General features: G+C 74.2%; 10 protein-coding genes and 3 pseudogenes. 4 read left to right on the top strand and 9 right to left on the bottom strand.

The genetic code is table 11. The features are described from left to right. Nucleotides 1-1,844: hypothetical protein (locus SSBG_RS00450; protein ID WP_008744276.1), on the bottom strand; the 1,844-nt coding region annotated here is incomplete at its 3' end. 776 nt (nucleotides 1,845-2,620) lie between these two features. On the opposite strand from SSBG_RS00450, the gene SSBG_RS00445 reads away from it, so the two are divergent. Beyond that, complete coding sequence (locus tag SSBG_RS00445) at nucleotides 2,621-3,487, top strand: tyrosinase family protein (protein ID WP_008744275.1); 867 nt, start codon at nucleotides 2,621-2,623, stop codon at nucleotides 3,485-3,487. Between the two features lie 160 nt (nucleotides 3,488-3,647). Here SSBG_RS00445 and SSBG_RS00440 read toward each other — a convergent pair whose 3' ends face one another. After that, complete coding sequence (locus SSBG_RS00440) at nucleotides 3,648-3,935, bottom strand: chaplin (protein ID WP_008744274.1); 288 nt, start codon at nucleotides 3,933-3,935, stop codon at nucleotides 3,648-3,650. A gap of 271 nt (nucleotides 3,936-4,206) precedes the next feature. Here SSBG_RS00440 and SSBG_RS00435 point away from each other — a divergent pair, with 271 nt between their 5' ends. From SSBG_RS00435 to SSBG_RS00425, 3 genes are read left to right on the top strand one after another with little or no spacing between them, the layout of a single operon-like run. Beyond that, nucleotides 4,207-4,773 carry a (2Fe-2S)-binding protein gene (locus tag SSBG_RS00435; protein WP_008744273.1) on the top strand — a complete coding sequence of 189 codons (567 nt, stop codon included), beginning with the start codon at nucleotides 4,207-4,209 and terminating at the stop codon, nucleotides 4,771-4,773. Beyond that, complete coding sequence (locus SSBG_RS00430) at nucleotides 4,770-5,771, top strand: FAD binding domain-containing protein (protein ID WP_008744272.1); 1,002 nt, start codon at nucleotides 4,770-4,772, stop codon at nucleotides 5,769-5,771. The genes SSBG_RS00435 and SSBG_RS00430 overlap by 4 nt, the downstream gene beginning before the upstream one ends. Then, a complete protein-coding gene (locus SSBG_RS00425) occupies nucleotides 5,768-7,876 on the top strand; it encodes a xanthine dehydrogenase family protein molybdopterin-binding subunit (protein ID WP_008744271.1) in 2,109 nt (702 codons plus the stop codon). The genes SSBG_RS00430 and SSBG_RS00425 overlap by 4 nt, the downstream gene beginning before the upstream one ends. Before the next feature lie 64 nt (nucleotides 7,877-7,940). Here SSBG_RS00425 and SSBG_RS00420 read toward each other — a convergent pair whose 3' ends face one another. The 7 genes and pseudogenes from SSBG_RS00420 to SSBG_RS35930 all read right to left on the bottom strand — a co-directional run bounded on the left by SSBG_RS00420 (nucleotide 7,941) and on the right by SSBG_RS35930 (nucleotide 15,306). After that, nucleotides 7,941-9,338: an NADP-dependent succinic semialdehyde dehydrogenase gene (locus tag SSBG_RS00420; RefSeq protein ID WP_008744270.1), complete on the bottom strand. Its 1,398-nt coding sequence runs from the start codon at nucleotides 9,336-9,338 to the stop codon at nucleotides 7,941-7,943. A gap of 116 nt (nucleotides 9,339-9,454) precedes the next feature. Beyond that, the gene (locus SSBG_RS00415; RefSeq protein ID WP_008744269.1) at nucleotides 9,455-9,922 is read right to left on the bottom strand and encodes an NUDIX domain-containing protein; all 468 of its coding nucleotides are present in this window, start codon (nucleotides 9,920-9,922) and stop codon (nucleotides 9,455-9,457) included. 55 nt (nucleotides 9,923-9,977) lie between these two features. After that, nucleotides 9,978-10,502 carry a hypothetical protein gene (locus SSBG_RS33950; protein ID WP_234010293.1) on the bottom strand — a complete coding sequence of 175 codons (525 nt, stop codon included), beginning with the start codon at nucleotides 10,500-10,502 and terminating at the stop codon, nucleotides 9,978-9,980. 435 nt (nucleotides 10,503-10,937) lie between these two features. Further along, entirely contained in the window at nucleotides 10,938-11,285 is a 348-nt protein-coding gene (locus SSBG_RS33945) for a hypothetical protein (protein WP_234010292.1), read from the bottom strand. Between the two features lie 101 nt (nucleotides 11,286-11,386). Next, nucleotides 11,387-13,431, bottom strand: a pseudogene (locus tag SSBG_RS35555) (TIM-barrel domain-containing protein); the annotation flags it as partial. Nucleotides 13,432-13,509: 78 nt separating this feature from the next. Continuing rightward, a pseudogene (locus tag SSBG_RS00400) lies at nucleotides 13,510-14,345 on the bottom strand (carbohydrate ABC transporter permease). A gap of 3 nt (nucleotides 14,346-14,348) precedes the next feature. After that, nucleotides 14,349-15,306: pseudogene (locus tag SSBG_RS35930) on the bottom strand (carbohydrate ABC transporter permease). Nucleotides 15,307-15,343: the final 37 nt, after the last annotated feature.

The raw sequence follows: 15,343 nt of genomic DNA, 5'->3' as shown, positions 1-15,343 counted from the left end.
TCCTCGGGGTGGGTTCCGGGCCGTATACGGCCAGGACACCACCTGCGAGGGATCGTGTCGGAGCCCGAGGTGGCGCCGCCGACATCGTTGACGACGTGGTTGTACTGGCCCATGCCGCCGAGCGAGACGACGAGCAGGTCGTGGAACTTCACGCCCGGATTGGCCGGGGCCTGGAAGCCGTTGTCCTGCTGGATCGAGGGATCGGCGGTGAAGTTGCAGTAGCTGCCGAGCCCCCAGCCCTCGTGGGTCTGCACCGAGTCCGCGACCTTGTACGCCGCGAAGCCCTTCGTGGTGCCGTCCTGGACAGCGGCCTGGTTCGGCGCGTCGTACGCCTTCTCGTTCTGGAAGAAGATCGTCCGGCCGCGCTCGCCGTTCCACAGGACGTCGTACTTGTTGAAGTGCTCGACGAACAGGCCCGTCGCGAGGACGTCGTCGCCGTTCACCGTGAACCCGTAGTCCGCCCGGTTGGTCTCCCAGCCGACCCCGTCACCGTGGTCGGCCCGCCAGATCCAGGTGTGGTCGATGATCGTGTCGTCACTGTTGATCACCATGCCGTTGTCCGCCTTGCCGGGACCGGCGCCGCCGACCCGGATGAAGACGTCCTGGAGCGAGGTGGGGTTCGCCGCGTGGTCGGTGTGCGAGCCCTTCGTGCCGACCTCGACCAGCGTGTCCGACTTGGTGGTGCCCGCGTCCACGAGGAGACCGGCCACCTTCACGCCGTCCACGTCACCGACGCGCAGCGCCGTCGCGCCGTTGTCCGGCACGATCGTCGCGTAGCCGAGGCCGAGCACGAGCGTGTCGGGGCGGTCGATCTCGATCGCCTTGTCCACGTGGTACACGCCGGGCGTGAAGAGCAGGTGCAGGCCCTGCTCGACGGCCTGGTTGATCGTGTCCGCGCTCGTACCCGGCTTGACCACGTAGAACTGGTCGAGCGAGAGCGACTCGCCCGCCGGGGCGCCGTTCTCCCACGTCGTGCCGCGCGCGTTCTCGCGCTTGGCGGGGACGAACACCTTGTAGTCGTTCCCGTCGAGGTAGAGGAACGGCTTCTCGCGCGAGACGGGCGTCGAGTCCAGGGTCGTGTACGGCGGCTCGGGGAAGGACTGCGCCGGGGCGCCGTTCACCCCCGAGAACACCATGTTCCACACGCCGTTGGTCCAGCCGCCGACCGAGCTGTCCCGCGTGTACCACTGCTGCTGCGAGTACGGGCCGACCTCGCCGTCGATCTTGCTGTCGGCGATGTACCCGCCGCTGGCCCAGCCGTACCCGTCCGGGGCGAGGTTGAGCCCGCCCTTGACGTGCATCCGGCGGAACGGGGCCGCCTGCGCGACGGCCCAGCGGTCCGTGCCGTTGACGGGGTTGAGCGCCAGGTTCTCCGCCGAACGCCAGAAGTTCTGCGTGGCGTTGCCCTGGAACCAGCCCGCGTCCACGGTGACGTCACCGTTGAAGGTGGTGTCGTCCGGGCTCAGGCCGAGGCCGGATATCGAGGTGTAGAAACCGAGCTGGACATTGAGATTGTCGTACGTTCCGGGCTTGAACAGGAGCTGATAGCGCCCGTCGCCGAACTGGGCGGACTCCTGCTGCTTGAAGATCGTGTCGACCTGGCCCTGGATGTCCGGGGTCGAGGGGTCGAAGACCTTCACGTTCGGGCCGAGGTCCCCGCCGCCCGGCAGGTCCGCCGCCGTCGCCTGCCCCGTGGGCGCGAGCAGGAACAGCGGCGTGAGCAGGGCGGAGACGGCGGTGAGCACGCCCGCGCGGCGCCGGCCGCGCGAACGGGAGGACCCGGCGGCTCTGTGGGGAGAGCCGGTGGGGGGATCGGTGCGGGACTTCGTGGGGGGAAAGGGCATCTGCGCCACTCCAAGGATCGCGGACTGTGCGTGACGATGCTTCACCGATGTTACGAACACGTCAAGTCCTGTGCAAGGATTGGTTTTTGGACCTCCAGCGCCTTCAACTCCTGTTCCTGCGTTACTTGTTATCCCGGGCGATTCGCCACGGATTGAGAGTCTTCACGGCCCCCCGCCGCCCCGCCCCGTCTTCGGCTTCTGGCCGATCCAGCCGTACGGACGAGCAACCGCCCCGGGCACCGCTCGTTGTGCCCGGCGGGCGGCACCCCCGCCCCGACCAGCGCACTCGACGACGAGGACGGAGCCCTCCCCGCATGGCCGCACTCACCCCGCTCGAACACGCACCGCTCCCCACGGCCCCGCCCGCGCCGGGCGCGGACGCCCCGCCCGCGCCCGGCGCGCGGCCTCCCCGGCGCCGCGCACTGCTCGGAAGCCTCCTCGCGCTCACCGGGCTCGCCGGGACCGCCGGCGCCCTCACCCCGCTCCTGCGCGCCCCGCGGGAGACCGCGACGACGGCGGCCGGCGCGACCGAGACCTACCGCGGGCGGCGCCTCGCCCACGGCCCCGACTGGGCCACGATCGACGGCCGCGCCCTGCACCTCATGCCCCGCGCGGACGGGCGGCTTCCTCAGCTCCGTCGACCACTTCACCTCGTACCCCACCCCCCCGCGACGCCGCCCGCGCCGCCGTCGACGAACTCGGCGGCGCCCGGCTCAGTACCCCCGCGTACCGCGCCTGAGGCGCGGCCGAGCGACCGTCAGGAGAGACCCGCCCCCATGACGTACACCCGCAAGAACCAGGCAGACCTGAGCGCCGCCGAACGCGCGCGCTTCGTCCAGGCCGTCCTCGCGCTCAAACGCGCGGGACGCTACGACGACTACGTCCGCACCCACATCCGCTACTACACCTCCGACGGCGCGAAGGGCCTGCGCGCCGCCCACATGACGCCCTCCTTCCTGCCCTGGCACCGCCAGTTCCTCCTGGAGTTCGAGCGCGACCTGCGCGAGATCGACGGGCGCGTCACCGTGCCCTACTGGGACTGGACGAAGGACCGCACCGCCAAGGCCGCCGTGTGGCGCGAGGACTTCCTCGGCGGCGACGGACGCGCCTCCGACCAGCAGGTCACCACCGGCGCCTTCGCCCACGCGCACGGGGACTGGACCCTCACCGAGTCCACCGACGACCGCCCCTACCTGCGCCGCGCCTTCGGCCGCCCGCAGGACCCCATGGACCTCCCCACCCCCCGGGACCTGGACGAGGCCGCATCCGACGCCACCTACGACTCCTCACCCTGGGACTCCACCTCCTCGCGCGGCTTCCGCAACAAGCTGGAGGGCTGGGGCGGCGGCCGGGGCAACGACCGCTGGCGCAACCACAACCGCGTCCACCGCTGGGTCGGCGGCACGATGCTCAGCGGCGCCTCGCCCAACGACCCCGTCTTCTGGCTCCACCACGCCTTCGTGGACCTCGTCTGGTCCCGCTGGCAGCGGGACCACCCCCGCTCCGGCTACCTCCCCGACCGGCCGCTCCCGCTCGGCAACTCCCAGCGCGGCCGCGTCCCGACCCTGAACGACCCGATGCCCCCGTGGAGCGTCAAGCCCTCCGCGCTGCTCGACCACAGCGGGATCTACCGCTACGCGTGAACCGCGCCCCGCCCGCGAGACGGCCCGCCCGCGAGACGGCCCCGGACGTGCGAAGGCCCCGGAGCGCCTGCGCGCCCCGGGGCCGTTCCTCGTCACGGGCGGGTGCCTACCGGATCGCACGGGTGTCCGGTCGGCCCGCCGTCACGCGGGATCGGGTGGCTCAGTAGCCGTAGCCCTCGTCGCCGTAGCCACCCTGGTCGTGACCGCCGTCGACGTTGGCGCAGGTGTTGCCGAACGCCGGGTTGAGCAGACCGATGACGTCGATCGTGTTGCCGCAGAGGTTGACCGGAATGTGGACCGGGACCTGCACGGCGTTGCCCGACAGGACGCCCGGGGAACCGGCGGCGACGCCCTCGGCACCCGCGTCGGCGGCGGCGAGGCCCGCGCCGGCGGCGACCAGGGCACCCGTGCCCGCGAGAACGGCGGCGGTCTTCGCGATACGCGACATGACTGTGTTCCTTCCAAGAGGCAGCGGCCACACCCCGTGACCGCTGTGCCCTCTCCAACGCGCGTCCACACGCCGGGTCACGCTCCTCGCCGCCGTGTGTGGCAGTCGGGTGACGGCGCGGCCGGCGGCCCGTGCCCGGTCGGCCGTGAGCACTCCGCCACCGCAGTCTGGAGGGCGCACCACGGCTCCACCACCCCGTGACCTTGCCCGGGGCACCCGCTCCCGCCGCTGCCCGCCGGACCCCCGACCGCACCCCCAGGAGAGAAAGCCCGTGCCCCAGCCGGAGAACACCCCCGCCGAGCCCCCCGCCGCCCCCGAGGCCCCGCACCACGCGGACCTCACCCTCCGTGTCAACGGCACCGTGTACGACGTTCCCGCCCTCGATCACCGCACGGCGCTCGCCGACCTGCTCCGCGAGCACCTCGGCCTCACCGGCACCAAGAAGGGCTGCGACCACGGCCAGTGCGGCGCCTGCACCGTGCTCCTCGGCGGACGCCGCGTCAACAGCTGCCTGGTCCTCGCCGTCACCTGCCACGGGGCCGAGGTCACCACCGTCGAGGGACTCGCCGACGGGGACCGCCTCCATCCCCTCCAGGAAGCCTTCCTCGCCCACGACGCCTACCAGTGCGGCTACTGCACCCCCGGCCAGCTCTGCTCCGCGCTCGGCGCCATCGAGGAGGCCGCCGCCGGGCACCCCTCGCACGTCACCCCGCCCGGACGCCCGCCCGGCCCCGTACCGCTGGACGAGGCCGAGATCCGCGAACGGCTCAGCGGCAACCTGTGCCGCTGCGGCGCCTACCCGCACCTCGTCCGCGCCGTCGCGGAGGCCGCCCGGTGAAACCCTTCGGCTACGTCCGCGCCCGCACCGTCCCCGAGGCGATCGAGGCCCACATGAACGCGCCCGCCGCGCGCTACCTCGGCGGCGGCACCAACCTGGTCGACCTCATGAAACTCGGCGTCGAGACCCCCGCGACCCTCGTGGACATCAGCGCCCTGCCCCTCGGCGAGATCGAGGAGAGCGCCGAGGGCGGCCTGCGCGTCGGCGCCACCGTCCGCAACAGCGACCTCGCCGCCCACCCCCGCGTCCGCGCCGACTGGCCCGTCCTCTCGCACGCCCTCCTCGCCGGCGCCTCCGGACAGCTCCGCAACGCCGCCACGACCGGCGGCAACCTTCTCCAGCGCACCCGCTGCCCCTACTTCCAGGACCTCGCCCAGCCCTGCGGCAAACGCACCCCAGGCACCGGCTGCGGAGCGCTCACCGGGCACAGCCGCGACCTCGCCGTCCTCGGCGCGTCCCCGGCCTGCCTCGCGACCCACCCCTCCGACATGGCCGTCGCCCTCGCCGCGCTCGACGCCGTGCTCACCGTCGAAGGCCCCGGGGGCACCCGTACGCTCCCCGTCACCGAACTCCACCGGCTGCCCGGCGCCCACCCCGAACGGGACACGACCCTCGCCCCCGGGGAACTCATCTCCGCCGTCACCCTCCCGCCCGCCACCGCCGGGGCCCCCTCCGCCTACCGCAAGGCCCGCGACCGCGCCTCCTACGCCTTCGCCCTCGTCTCGGTCGCCGCGCTCCTGCGCCTCGGCCCCGACGGCACCGTCCGGCAGGCCCGCCTCGCTTTCGGCGGCGTCGCGCCCCGGCCCTGGCGCGCGCCGCGCGCCGAGGACGTCCTCACCGGGGCGCGCGCCGACGAGGAGACCTTCCGCCGCGCCGTCGCGGCCGAACTCGCCCAGGCGCGCCCCCGCCCCGACAACGCCTTCAAGGTCCCCCTCGCCGCGGAACTCGCCGTCGCCACCCTCACCGACCTCGCCACCGCCCCGGAGCCCCAGTCGTGAACACCCCCGCACCCGTCCTCGGCACCGGAGTCCCCCGTGCGGAGGGCCGCGCCAAGGTCACGGGCACCGCCCGCTACGCCGCCGAGCACTCCCCGCCGCGCCTCGCCCACGCCTGGCCCGTCCCCGCGAGCGTCGCCTCCGGACGCGTCACCGCCGTCCACGACAGCGAGGTCCTGGCCCTGCCCGGAGTCCTCGCCGTCCTCAGCCACGAGAACGCCCACCGCCTCGCCACCCCCGAGGACCCCACGCTCCACGTCCTCCAGGACCCGCGCGTCCCGCACTTCGGCTGGTACGTCGCCCTCGTCGTCGCCGAGACCCTGGAGGCCGCCCGCGCCGGGGCGCTCGCCCTGCGCGTCACCTACGAGACCGACCCGCACGACGTGGAACTGCGCCCGGGACACCCCGGCACCTACCGGCCGCACGACGCGAACGGCGGCAACCCCACCGACCGCGAACGCGGCGACTTCTCCGACGCCTTCGCCCGCGCCCCCGTCCGCGTCGACCGCACCTACCGCCTCGCCCCGCTCCACAACCACCCCATGGAGCCGCACGCGAGCATCGCGTCGTGGGAGGCGGGCCGCCTCCTCGTCCACGACAGCAGCCAGGGCACCAACGCCGTGCGCGCCGCCCTCGCCACGCTCTTCGGGATGCCCGAGCAGGACATCACCGTCCGCTCCCCGCACGTCGGCGGCGGCTTCGGCGCCAAGGGCACCCCGCGCCCGCAGCCCGTCCTCGCCGCACTCGCGGCGCGGCACGTGGGCCGGCCCGTCAAACTAGCCCTCCCACGCCGTCAGCTCCCCGCCGTCGTCGGCCACCGCGCCCCGACCCTGCACCGCGTGCGCCTCGGCGCCGCCGAGGACGGCACGATCAGCGCGCTCGCCCACGAGATCATCACGCACACCTCGCGGATCAAGGAATTCGTCGAACAGGCCGCCGTCCCCGCCCGCGTCATGTACACCTCGCCGCACAGCCGCACCACCCACCGGGTGCTGCCCCTCGACGTCCCCAGCCCCTCCTGGATGCGCGCGCCCGGCGAGGCCCCCGGCATGTTCGCGCTCGAATCCGCGATGGACGAACTCGCGGAGGCCGCGGGCGTCGACCCCGTCGAGCTGCGGGTGCGCAACGAGCCCGCCGCCGAGCCGGACTCCGGCCGCCCCTTCAGCAGCCGCCACCTCGTGGAGTGCCTGCGCGAGGGTGCCGAGCGTTTCGGCTGGCACACCCGCGACCCGCGCCCCGGCACGCGCCGCGAGGGGCGCCTCCTGCTCGGCACCGGGGTCGCGGCCGCGACGTACCCGGCCCTCGTCTCGCCCTCGACGGCCGAGGCCACCGCGCACCCCGACGGCACCTTCGCGGTACGGATCAACGCCACGGACATCGGTACGGGCGCCCGCACCGTCCTCGCGCAGATCGCCGCCGACTCGCTCGGCGCCCCGCTCGACCGCGTACGCCTCGCCCTCGGGGACAGCGACCTGCCGCGCGCCCCCCTCGCGGGCGGCTCCTCGGGGACCGCCTCCTGGGGCTGGGCCGTGCACCAGGCGTGCGCGGAACTTTTCGAAGCCCTCGGCGAGCGGGACGGGCCCCTGCCCGCCGGGGGAGCCACCGCAGCCGCCGACACGAGCGAGCTCGTGGCAGCCGCGGCTCCCTACGCGCGGCACGCCTTCGGCGCCCACTTCGCCGAGGTCCAGGTCGACACCGTGACCGGCGAGGTACGCGCCCGCCGCCTCCTCGGCCACTACGCGGCCGGCCGCGTTCTCAACGCGCGCACGGCGCGCTCCCAGTTCAGGGGAGCCATGGTCATGGGCCTGGGCATGGCCCTCACCGAGGGCAGCTCCCTCGACCCGGCCTCCGGCGCCTTCGTCCAGGCCGACCTCGCCGCCTACCACGTACCGGCCTGCGCCGACACCCCGCACATCGAGGCGGACTGGCTCGACGAGGAGGACCCCCACCTCAACCCGACGGGCAGCAAGGGCATCGGCGAGATCGGCATCGTCGGCACCGCCGCCGCCCTCGCCAACGCCGTCCACCACGCGACGGGGGTCCGCTTCAGGGACCTGCCGCTCACCCCGGACAAGATCCTCGCGGGACTGGCGGGGGAGGGCGACTGACGCGGTACGCGCGAGGGGCGCCCCGGCCGAGCCCGGGCGCCCCTCGCGTACCGCCGGGAACCGCTCAGTCCTCCGGCCCCTCCCACACCGTCGTCACGTTGCAGAACTCCTTGATCCCGTGCCTCGCCAGCTCGCGCCCGTACCCCGAGCGCTTGACACCGCCGAAGGGGAGCGCCGGGTGCGACGCCGTCATGCCGTTGAAGAAGACACCGCCCGCCTCGATGTCCCGCACGCACCGCTCCTTCTCCGCGGCGTCCCGCGTCCACACGTTGGAACTGAGCCCGAACGACGTGTCGTTCGCCAGGCGGATGCCCTCGTCCAGGTCCGCGAAGCGGTAGAGCGTCGCGACCGGGCCGAAGGTCTCCTCGCGGTGGATACGCATGTCCGGGGTGATGTCCGCGAGCACCGTCGGCTCGTGGAACCAGCCCGCCGAACGGTCCCCGGGCCGTTTCCCGCCCGTCAGGACGCGCGCCCCCTTCGCGACCGCGTCGTCCACCAGCTCCTCCAGATCCGCGCGCCCCTGCTCGCTGGAGAGCGGCCCCACGTCCGTGCCCTCCTCCATCGGGTCCCCGACCCGCAGCGCCGCGACCCCCGCGACGAAGGCGCGCGCGAACTCCTCGTACACGTCCGCGTGCGCCAGGAACCGCTTCGCCGCGATGCACGACTGCCCGTTGTTCTGCACGCGCGCCGTCACCGCCGTGCGCGCCGCCGCCCCGACATCGGCCGAGGGCAGGACGAGATACGGGTCGCTGCCGCCCAGCTCCAGCACCGTCCGCTTGATCTCGTCGCCCGCGATCGAGGCCACCGAGCGTCCGGCCGGCTCGCTCCCCGTCAGCGTCGCCGCCTTCACGCGGGGATCGCGCAGGATCGCCTCGATCGCGGAGGACGGCACCAGGAGCGTCTGGAAGGCGCCTTCCGGGAAACCGGCGCGGCGGAAGAGATCACCCAGGTACAGGGCCGTCTGCGGCACGTTCGACGCGTGCTTGAGCAGCCCCACGTTCCCCGCCATCAGCGCGGGCGCCGCGAAGCGCACGACCTGCCACAGCGGGAAGTTCCACGGCATCACCGCGAGCACGACCCCGAGCGGCCGGTACACGACGCGTGCGGCGCGCGCCCCCGAGTCCTCGACGTCCCGCCGCTCGGGGTGCTCGTCCGCGAGCAGCCCCTCGGCGCGGTCCGCGTACCAGCGCATCGCCTTGACGCACTTGGCCGCCTCCGCGCGCGCCGCCGCGTACGTCTTGCCCATCTCCAGGGTCATCGTCCGCCCGATCTCCGCCTCCTCCTTCTCCAGGAGGCCGGCCGCCGCGCGCAGCAGCCCGGCGCGCTCGGCGAAGGACGTCGTCCGGTACGTGGCGAACGTGCGGTCCGCGAGGGCGAGGCGCCGTTCCACCTCGTCCTCCGACAGCGCGTCGAACGTTTGGACCGTCTCGCCGTCGACCGGGTTCACCGTCGCGATGGGCATGGCTCTCCTCCTGGCAGGTGCTCGTCCACTCCCACGCTCGCGCGCCTGCGACAGGCGTGCAAACGGGGCCGTACGGGACACGTGCCCCGCGTGCCGCGCCGAATGCCCCCGCCGCCTCAGCCCAGATGCTCCAGGAGCCGGTCCACGAACGCGGCCTGCGCCTTCACGAGCTTCGCGCGCGCCTCCCCGGGGGCGAACCAGCCCACCCGGTCCAGCTCGGGGAACTCCTGGCGCCGCCCCGAGCGCGGCGGCCACTCCATCGTGAACGTCCCCGGACGCAGCGCCGCCGGGTCGAAGTCCCCGGGCACCGCCCACACCGTCACGAGCTTGCCGCCGCTCTGCCGGATCTCCCCGAGCGGCGTGTACGGGCCCGGCGGGGGCGGGGCGCCCAGTTCCTCGGTGAACTCGCGCACCGCCGCGTCCAGCGGTGCCTCCTCCTCGGTGTACTCGCCCTTCGGGACCGACCAGGCCCCCGCGTCCTTGCGCGCCCACAGCGGCCCGCCCATGTGCCCGAGCAGTACCTGGAGCCCCGCCTCGTCCGTCGTGCGGTGCACCAGCAGGCCCGCGCTGCGCCGAATCGTCATGCGCCCAGTCTCGTGCCGGGGACCGCGCCGCGCACGGCCCCCGGCACGCGTCCCCTCAGCCCGTCACGCTCACGCTGAAGGCGTCCTGCCCCGACTCCGGGCGCAGCGGCAGCGTGACGCTGTCCGTCCCGGCCGGGACGGCCGTCGTGCTCACGGTGACCGGCGCGTCCAGCGGCGCCGCGTCCGGGATGCGGCGCACCGTGACCGTGACCCCGCCCAGCCGGGAGAGGCCGCGCAGCGTCAGGTCCGTGTCCGCCGCGCCGCCCGAGGGCGCCCCGAGCAGCACCCTGGCCGAGCGCGCCCCGGCGCCCACCGCCGCGACCGCGTCGAGCGGCCCGTCCGCCTGGCTGCGCGCGTACACGCCGTCGAGGCGCGCGTAGGCCTCGTACACCCACCACTGCCCGGTCCTGCGCAGCGCTCCCGAGCCGTCCCGGGCGAGCACCCCGTCGAGGGTGCCGGCCGCGCAGCAGTCGTCCCAGATCGCGTGCGAGGCCGAGGGGATGCCCGAGGCGGCGAGGCGCGCCAGGTACCACGCCTGGTGCCCGGCGTGCTGCTCGTCGGCGTGCAGGTACTCGTTCATGCCGAGCGCGACGCCGCTGATGCCCCGCTCGGCGAGCAGGCCGCGCGCTCGCCGCGTCCGCCACCGGGTCCTGGCTGAAGTGCCAGTTCAGGATGTCCGGCACGGTCCCCGCCGCTTTCGCGTGGTCGAGGAAGGGACCGATGTTGCCCGGGCTGTAGTCCCACAGCGAGGGCCCCACGACGGGCGCCCCCGGCAGCTCCTCGCGCAGCACCCGCGCCGCGGTGTCCCACATGCCGTAGTACTGCGCGGTGTTGAAGCCGGGCGGGAAGAACACGCCGGCCGGCTCGTTCCATATGTCGAGCCGTACGTCGAGCCCCGAGGCGCGGACGTCGCCCGCGAGGCGCCGCAGGAAGGACTCCCAGTTCCCGCAGTCGCCGTCCGCGCACGGGTAGACCGTGCCGGGCGCCTGCGTCGTGTCCGCGCCCCACACGTCGCTCACCAGGAGGTCGTACGTGCCGTGGTGAGCCGCCGCGCCTGGGCGAGCGCGGAGGTGATCCGGCGCTGGTAGCCGGGCCCGGCGGTGTAGCCGTCCCCGGCCCAGCCGCCGCCGTCGAGCCGGGCCCCGCCGCCGCGCCCCACGGTGGGCTCCAGCGGGGCGAGGAGGTCGTCACCGGGGCCGCTGCCGTCCTCGGTGAGCCCGTACAGGAAGCCGGCGCCGACGCCGGTGACGGGTCCGGCGGTGTCGGCCAGATCGACGGTGACCGAGTGCGGCGCCGCCGAGGCGGGGGAGCCGGGGCCGAGCGCGCAGGCGGTGAGCAGCGTCACCACGCCGAGCGCTCTCAAAAGGTGGTGCCTCGACCGTGCGGGAGTGGGGGACACGTCGTGCTCCTTCGGTGGGGGCCCGCCCGGCGGACGCCGGACGGGGGTTCAGGGGGTACGGGGCAGGCGCCGCGGACCGCTTCGAGCGCCGCGTCCGCCCCGGCCCGTACGAAGACGGGGACACGCTCCAGCGGTGCCCGCGCCGTCACCGTCGTGCCGCCGGGGTACGTCTCGCCGCTCGCCGCGTCCGTCCACGCGCTGCCCCCGGGCAGGTACACCTCGCGCTCGCGCGCCCCCAGCCGCGTCACGGGCGCGACGAGGAGGTCGGGGCCGCACAGGAAGCTGTCCTCCGCCTCCCAGGCGCGCGGGTCGGCGGGGAAGCCGAGGAAGAGCGGGCGCAGCAGCGGCAGGCCGGTGCGGGCCGCCTCGTCGAGGTGCGCGGCGAGGTAGCCGGTGAGGCGGTGGCGCAGGCCGAGCTGGGCGCGCAGGATCGCGTACGCCTCCTCGCCGTAGGACCACAGCTCGTTCGGGCCGCCGCTGTGCCCCGCCGAGAAGGCGCCCTGCGGTTCGCGGTGCCCGTGCATCCGCAGGAGCGGGCAGAAGACCGCGAACTGGAACCAGCGCACGAGCAGTTCGCGGTACGCCGGGTCCCCGGGGTCGCCGCCGTGGAAGCCGCCGATGTCCGTCGTCCACCACGGGATGCCGCTCAGGCCCGCGCTCAGGCCCGCCCGGATCTGCGCGGCCAGCGCCCCGAAGGTCGCCTGGATGTCGCCGGACCACAGCGCCGCGCCGTAGCGCTGGCTGCCCGCCCACGCCGAGCGCACGAGGGACACCGTCGCCTCGCCGTGCTCCGCGTCCCCGGGCCGCCGCGCGTTCTCCGCCTGCGTGTGCTCCCAGAAGCCGCGCACGTGCGCGAGCGGGTACAGGTTCGCGACCGCGCGGCCCTCGCCCGCCGCGTACCGCAGGTGGGAGTGCTGCTCGGGGAAGATCTCCGGCTCGCAGGCGTCGAGCCACCAGGTGCGGAAGCCGAGGTCGTAGTAGTTCTCCTTGATCCGCTCCCAGACGAAGTCGCGGGCGCGCTCCTCGGTCGGGTCGTAGAAGGCGACGGGCACCTCGCGCCCGCCGAAACCGGCGTCGGGGAAGGAGTGGTGGAAGGGCTGGCCCTGCGCCGTGCCCACGAGCAGCCCCGCTCCCGCATCGGCGCGAAGTTCTCGCTCAGCGCGTTGACCGAGGGCCACACCGAGAGCAGCGGACGCGCCCCGAGCGAGGCCAGCTCGGCGACCATCGCCGCCGGGTCCGGCCAGTCCGCCGGGTCGAAGCTCCAGTCGCCCTGGTGCCGCCAGTGGAAGTAGTCGACGGCGACGACCGAGAGCGGCAGCCCCCGCTCGTGGTACTCGCGCACCACCGAGAGCAGTTCCTCCTGCGTGCGGTAGCGCAGCTTCGACTGCCACAGGCCGAGCGCCCACGCGGGCAGCCGGGGCGCGTGCCCGGTCGCGTCCGCGTAGTGGGCGAGGAGCGCCGCCGGGTCCTCGCCCGTCGTGACCCAGTAGTCGAGCTGCTCCGCCGCGTCCGCGACCCAGCGCGTCCCGTTCGCCGCGAACTCCACGCGCCCCACGGCCGGCTGGTTCCACAGCAGCCCGTAGCCGCGCGAGGAGAGCACGAAGGGGATCGAGACCTCGCCGTTGCGCTGCACGAGGTCCAGGACGAGGTGCTTGTGGCCGAGCCGGCCGTGCGTGTGCTGCCCGAGCCCGTACAGGCGCTCGTCCTCGTATGCGGCGAAGCGCTGCTCCACGCGGTGGTGGTGGCCGTCGACGGGGGTGAACTGGCGCGGCCCCGGCCAGGCGAAGTGCCCCGGCCGCTCGCGCAGCAGCTCGCCGCCGTCCGCACCGTGGAAGCACAGCAGCCCCTCGGCGTCCAGCCGTACGGTCAGCGCGCCCACCGTGAGCGTCGCCGAGCCGTCCGGATGGTCGGCGCGCCGCGCGGCGACGTGCTCGGGTCCGTCGAGCAACGCCCCCGGCAGGTCGAGCGCGACGGCGTGCCGCGCGGCCCGTACCCGGACGCTGTCGGCGCCCCAGGGCTGGACGAGGAGGGTGTGCTCGCCGCTCGTCCAGGAGAGCGCGGGTATGCCGCCGGGGGCGGGGGCGGGGGTGAGGGAGCCGTTCGGGGACAAGACGGTCCTTTCGTGCGGCCCGCGCGGGGCCGCGGACAGGTGCGGTGGGAGGGAGGCGGCGGGAGGGGAGGCGGCGGGTCAGTCCTTGACCGCGCCCGAGGTGAGCCCGGCGGCGACGTGCCGCTGGGCGACGACGAGGAGCACGGCGGCGGGCAGCGAGGCGATGACGGCCGTGGCCATCACCGAGTTCCAGCTCGTCGTGTTCGTCCCGGCGCCGATGTAGTCGTAGAGGCCGACGGTGATCGGCTGCCACGTCGCGGAGTTGAGATTGAGCGTCGTGGCGAACATGAAGTCGCCCCAGCGAAGAGGAACGTGAAGAGCCCCGCGGTGACGAGAGCGTTGCGCGCCATGGGCAGGACGATCCGCGCGAAGGTGCGGACGGCGCCCGCGCCGTCGAGCGCCGCCGCCTCCACCAGCTCCCCGGGCACCGAGGTCATGAAGGCCCGCAGCACGAGCACGGCGAAGGGCACCGCGAGCGTGGAGTCCGCGAGGATCAGCGCGAGAGCCGAGCCGAGCAGGTGCGCCGAGCCGAAGATCTTGTACAGCGCGTTCGCCATGACGATGCCCGGCACGAGCTGCACCACGAGCAGCACGCTGAGCAACGCCTTCCCGCCCGGGGCACGCAGCACCGCGAGCGCGTACGCGGCCGGGGCGGCGATCAGCAGTGTCAGCGCCGTGGCGCCGAGCGCCACCACGAGCGAGGCGAGCAGGTGCCCGCCCTGCTGCGCGAAGGCGTCCCGGTAGCCGTGCAGCGTGCCCCCGAGCGGGAACCACAGCGCGGAGCGGCGGGCGAGCTGCGCGTTGGCCTGGAACGAGGCGTTGACCATCCAGTACAGCGGGAAGAGCATCACCGCCACGATCAGGAGCGCGACGACCGTGCGCACCGGGGAACGACGGCTGGAGAGAGTGGTCATGGGTCACTTCCGTCCCGGGGCGGCGGGGTTCTCGGCGCGCAGCGACCGCAGGTACAGCAGCGCGAAGGCCGTCGCGACGACGATGAGCAGGTTCCCGGCGGCGGCGCCGAGACCGAACCGCGAGAGCCCGCCGGCGGAGAGCTGGTAGCCGTACGTCGTCACGGTCTGCGTGGAGTTCGCCGGGCCGCCCTTCGTCATCACCCAGATAACGTCGAAGACTTTCAGCGTGTAGACGAGCCCCAGCGTCAGCACGACCCCGACCACCGGCCGGAGCTGCGGCAGGGTGATGTACCGGAACCTGGCCACGGGCCCCGCCCCGTCGAGCGCGGCGGCCTCGTAGAGCGCGCCCGGAATGGCCTGGAGACCGCCGTGCAGGATGACCATGTTGAACGGCACCCCGATCCAGATGTTGCACAGCAGCACCCCGGCTATCGCGTACCCCGGGTCGTTGAGCCAGGGCACCGGGCTGTCGACCAGGTGCAGCGCCAGCAGCACCTGGTTGACGACGCCGTTGCTCGTGTCGAGCATCCACCGGAACACCGTCCCCGCCACGACGAGCGGCAGCAGCCACGGCACGAGGAGCAGGGAGCGGAGCACCGCGCCCAGCGGGGAAGGACCGGCGGAAGAACTCGGCGAGCCCCAGCCCGACGACGAACTGCGCGAACAGCGACACGATCACGAACACGAGCGTGTTGCCGAGCGTCTTGTGGAAGACCGGGTCCCCGAACAGCCGGCGGTAGTTGGCGAGCCCGTTCCACGGGGCGTCCCCGCTGTACACGGACTGGATGCCGTAGTCCTGGAAGGACAGCAACAGGTTCCGCACGAGCGGGTAGAGGAAGAACACCGCCGTGTAGACGATCACGGGGACGAGGAAGGCGACCCGCAGCAGCACCGGCCGGCGCGAGCGCCGGGCACGTCCGGGCCGGGCGGCGGTACGGGGCCCGCCGAGCGCGTACGCCATGTCAGGCCCCCCGCCGCGCGACGGGCACCCGGGGCGG

The organism is Streptomyces sp. SPB074 (assembly GCF_000154905.1).
In the GTDB taxonomy this organism is placed as follows: Bacteria; Actinomycetota; Actinomycetes; order Streptomycetales; family Streptomycetaceae; genus Streptomyces.
Note: the sequence above shows the minus strand (reverse complement) of the source record. Positions and strands in the feature narration are given on the sequence as shown.

Excerpts from the sequence above, each read along its gene's own strand:
- SSBG_RS00445 (WP_008744275.1), top strand. The coding sequence starts at position 2,621 with ATGACGTACACCCGCAAGAACCAGGCAGACCTGAGCGCCGCCGAACGC.
- SSBG_RS00440 (WP_008744274.1), bottom strand. The coding sequence starts at position 3,935 with ATGTCGCGTATCGCGAAGACCGCCGCCGTTCTCGCGGGCACGGGTGCC.
- SSBG_RS00415 (WP_008744269.1), bottom strand. The coding sequence starts at position 9,922 with ATGACGATTCGGCGCAGCGCGGGCCTGCTGGTGCACCGCACGACGGAC.
- SSBG_RS00420 (WP_008744270.1), bottom strand. The coding sequence starts at position 9,338 with ATGCCCATCGCGACGGTGAACCCGGTCGACGGCGAGACGGTCCAAACG.
- SSBG_RS33950 (WP_234010293.1), bottom strand. The coding sequence starts at position 10,502 with ATGAACGAGTACCTGCACGCCGACGAGCAGCACGCCGGGCACCAGGCG.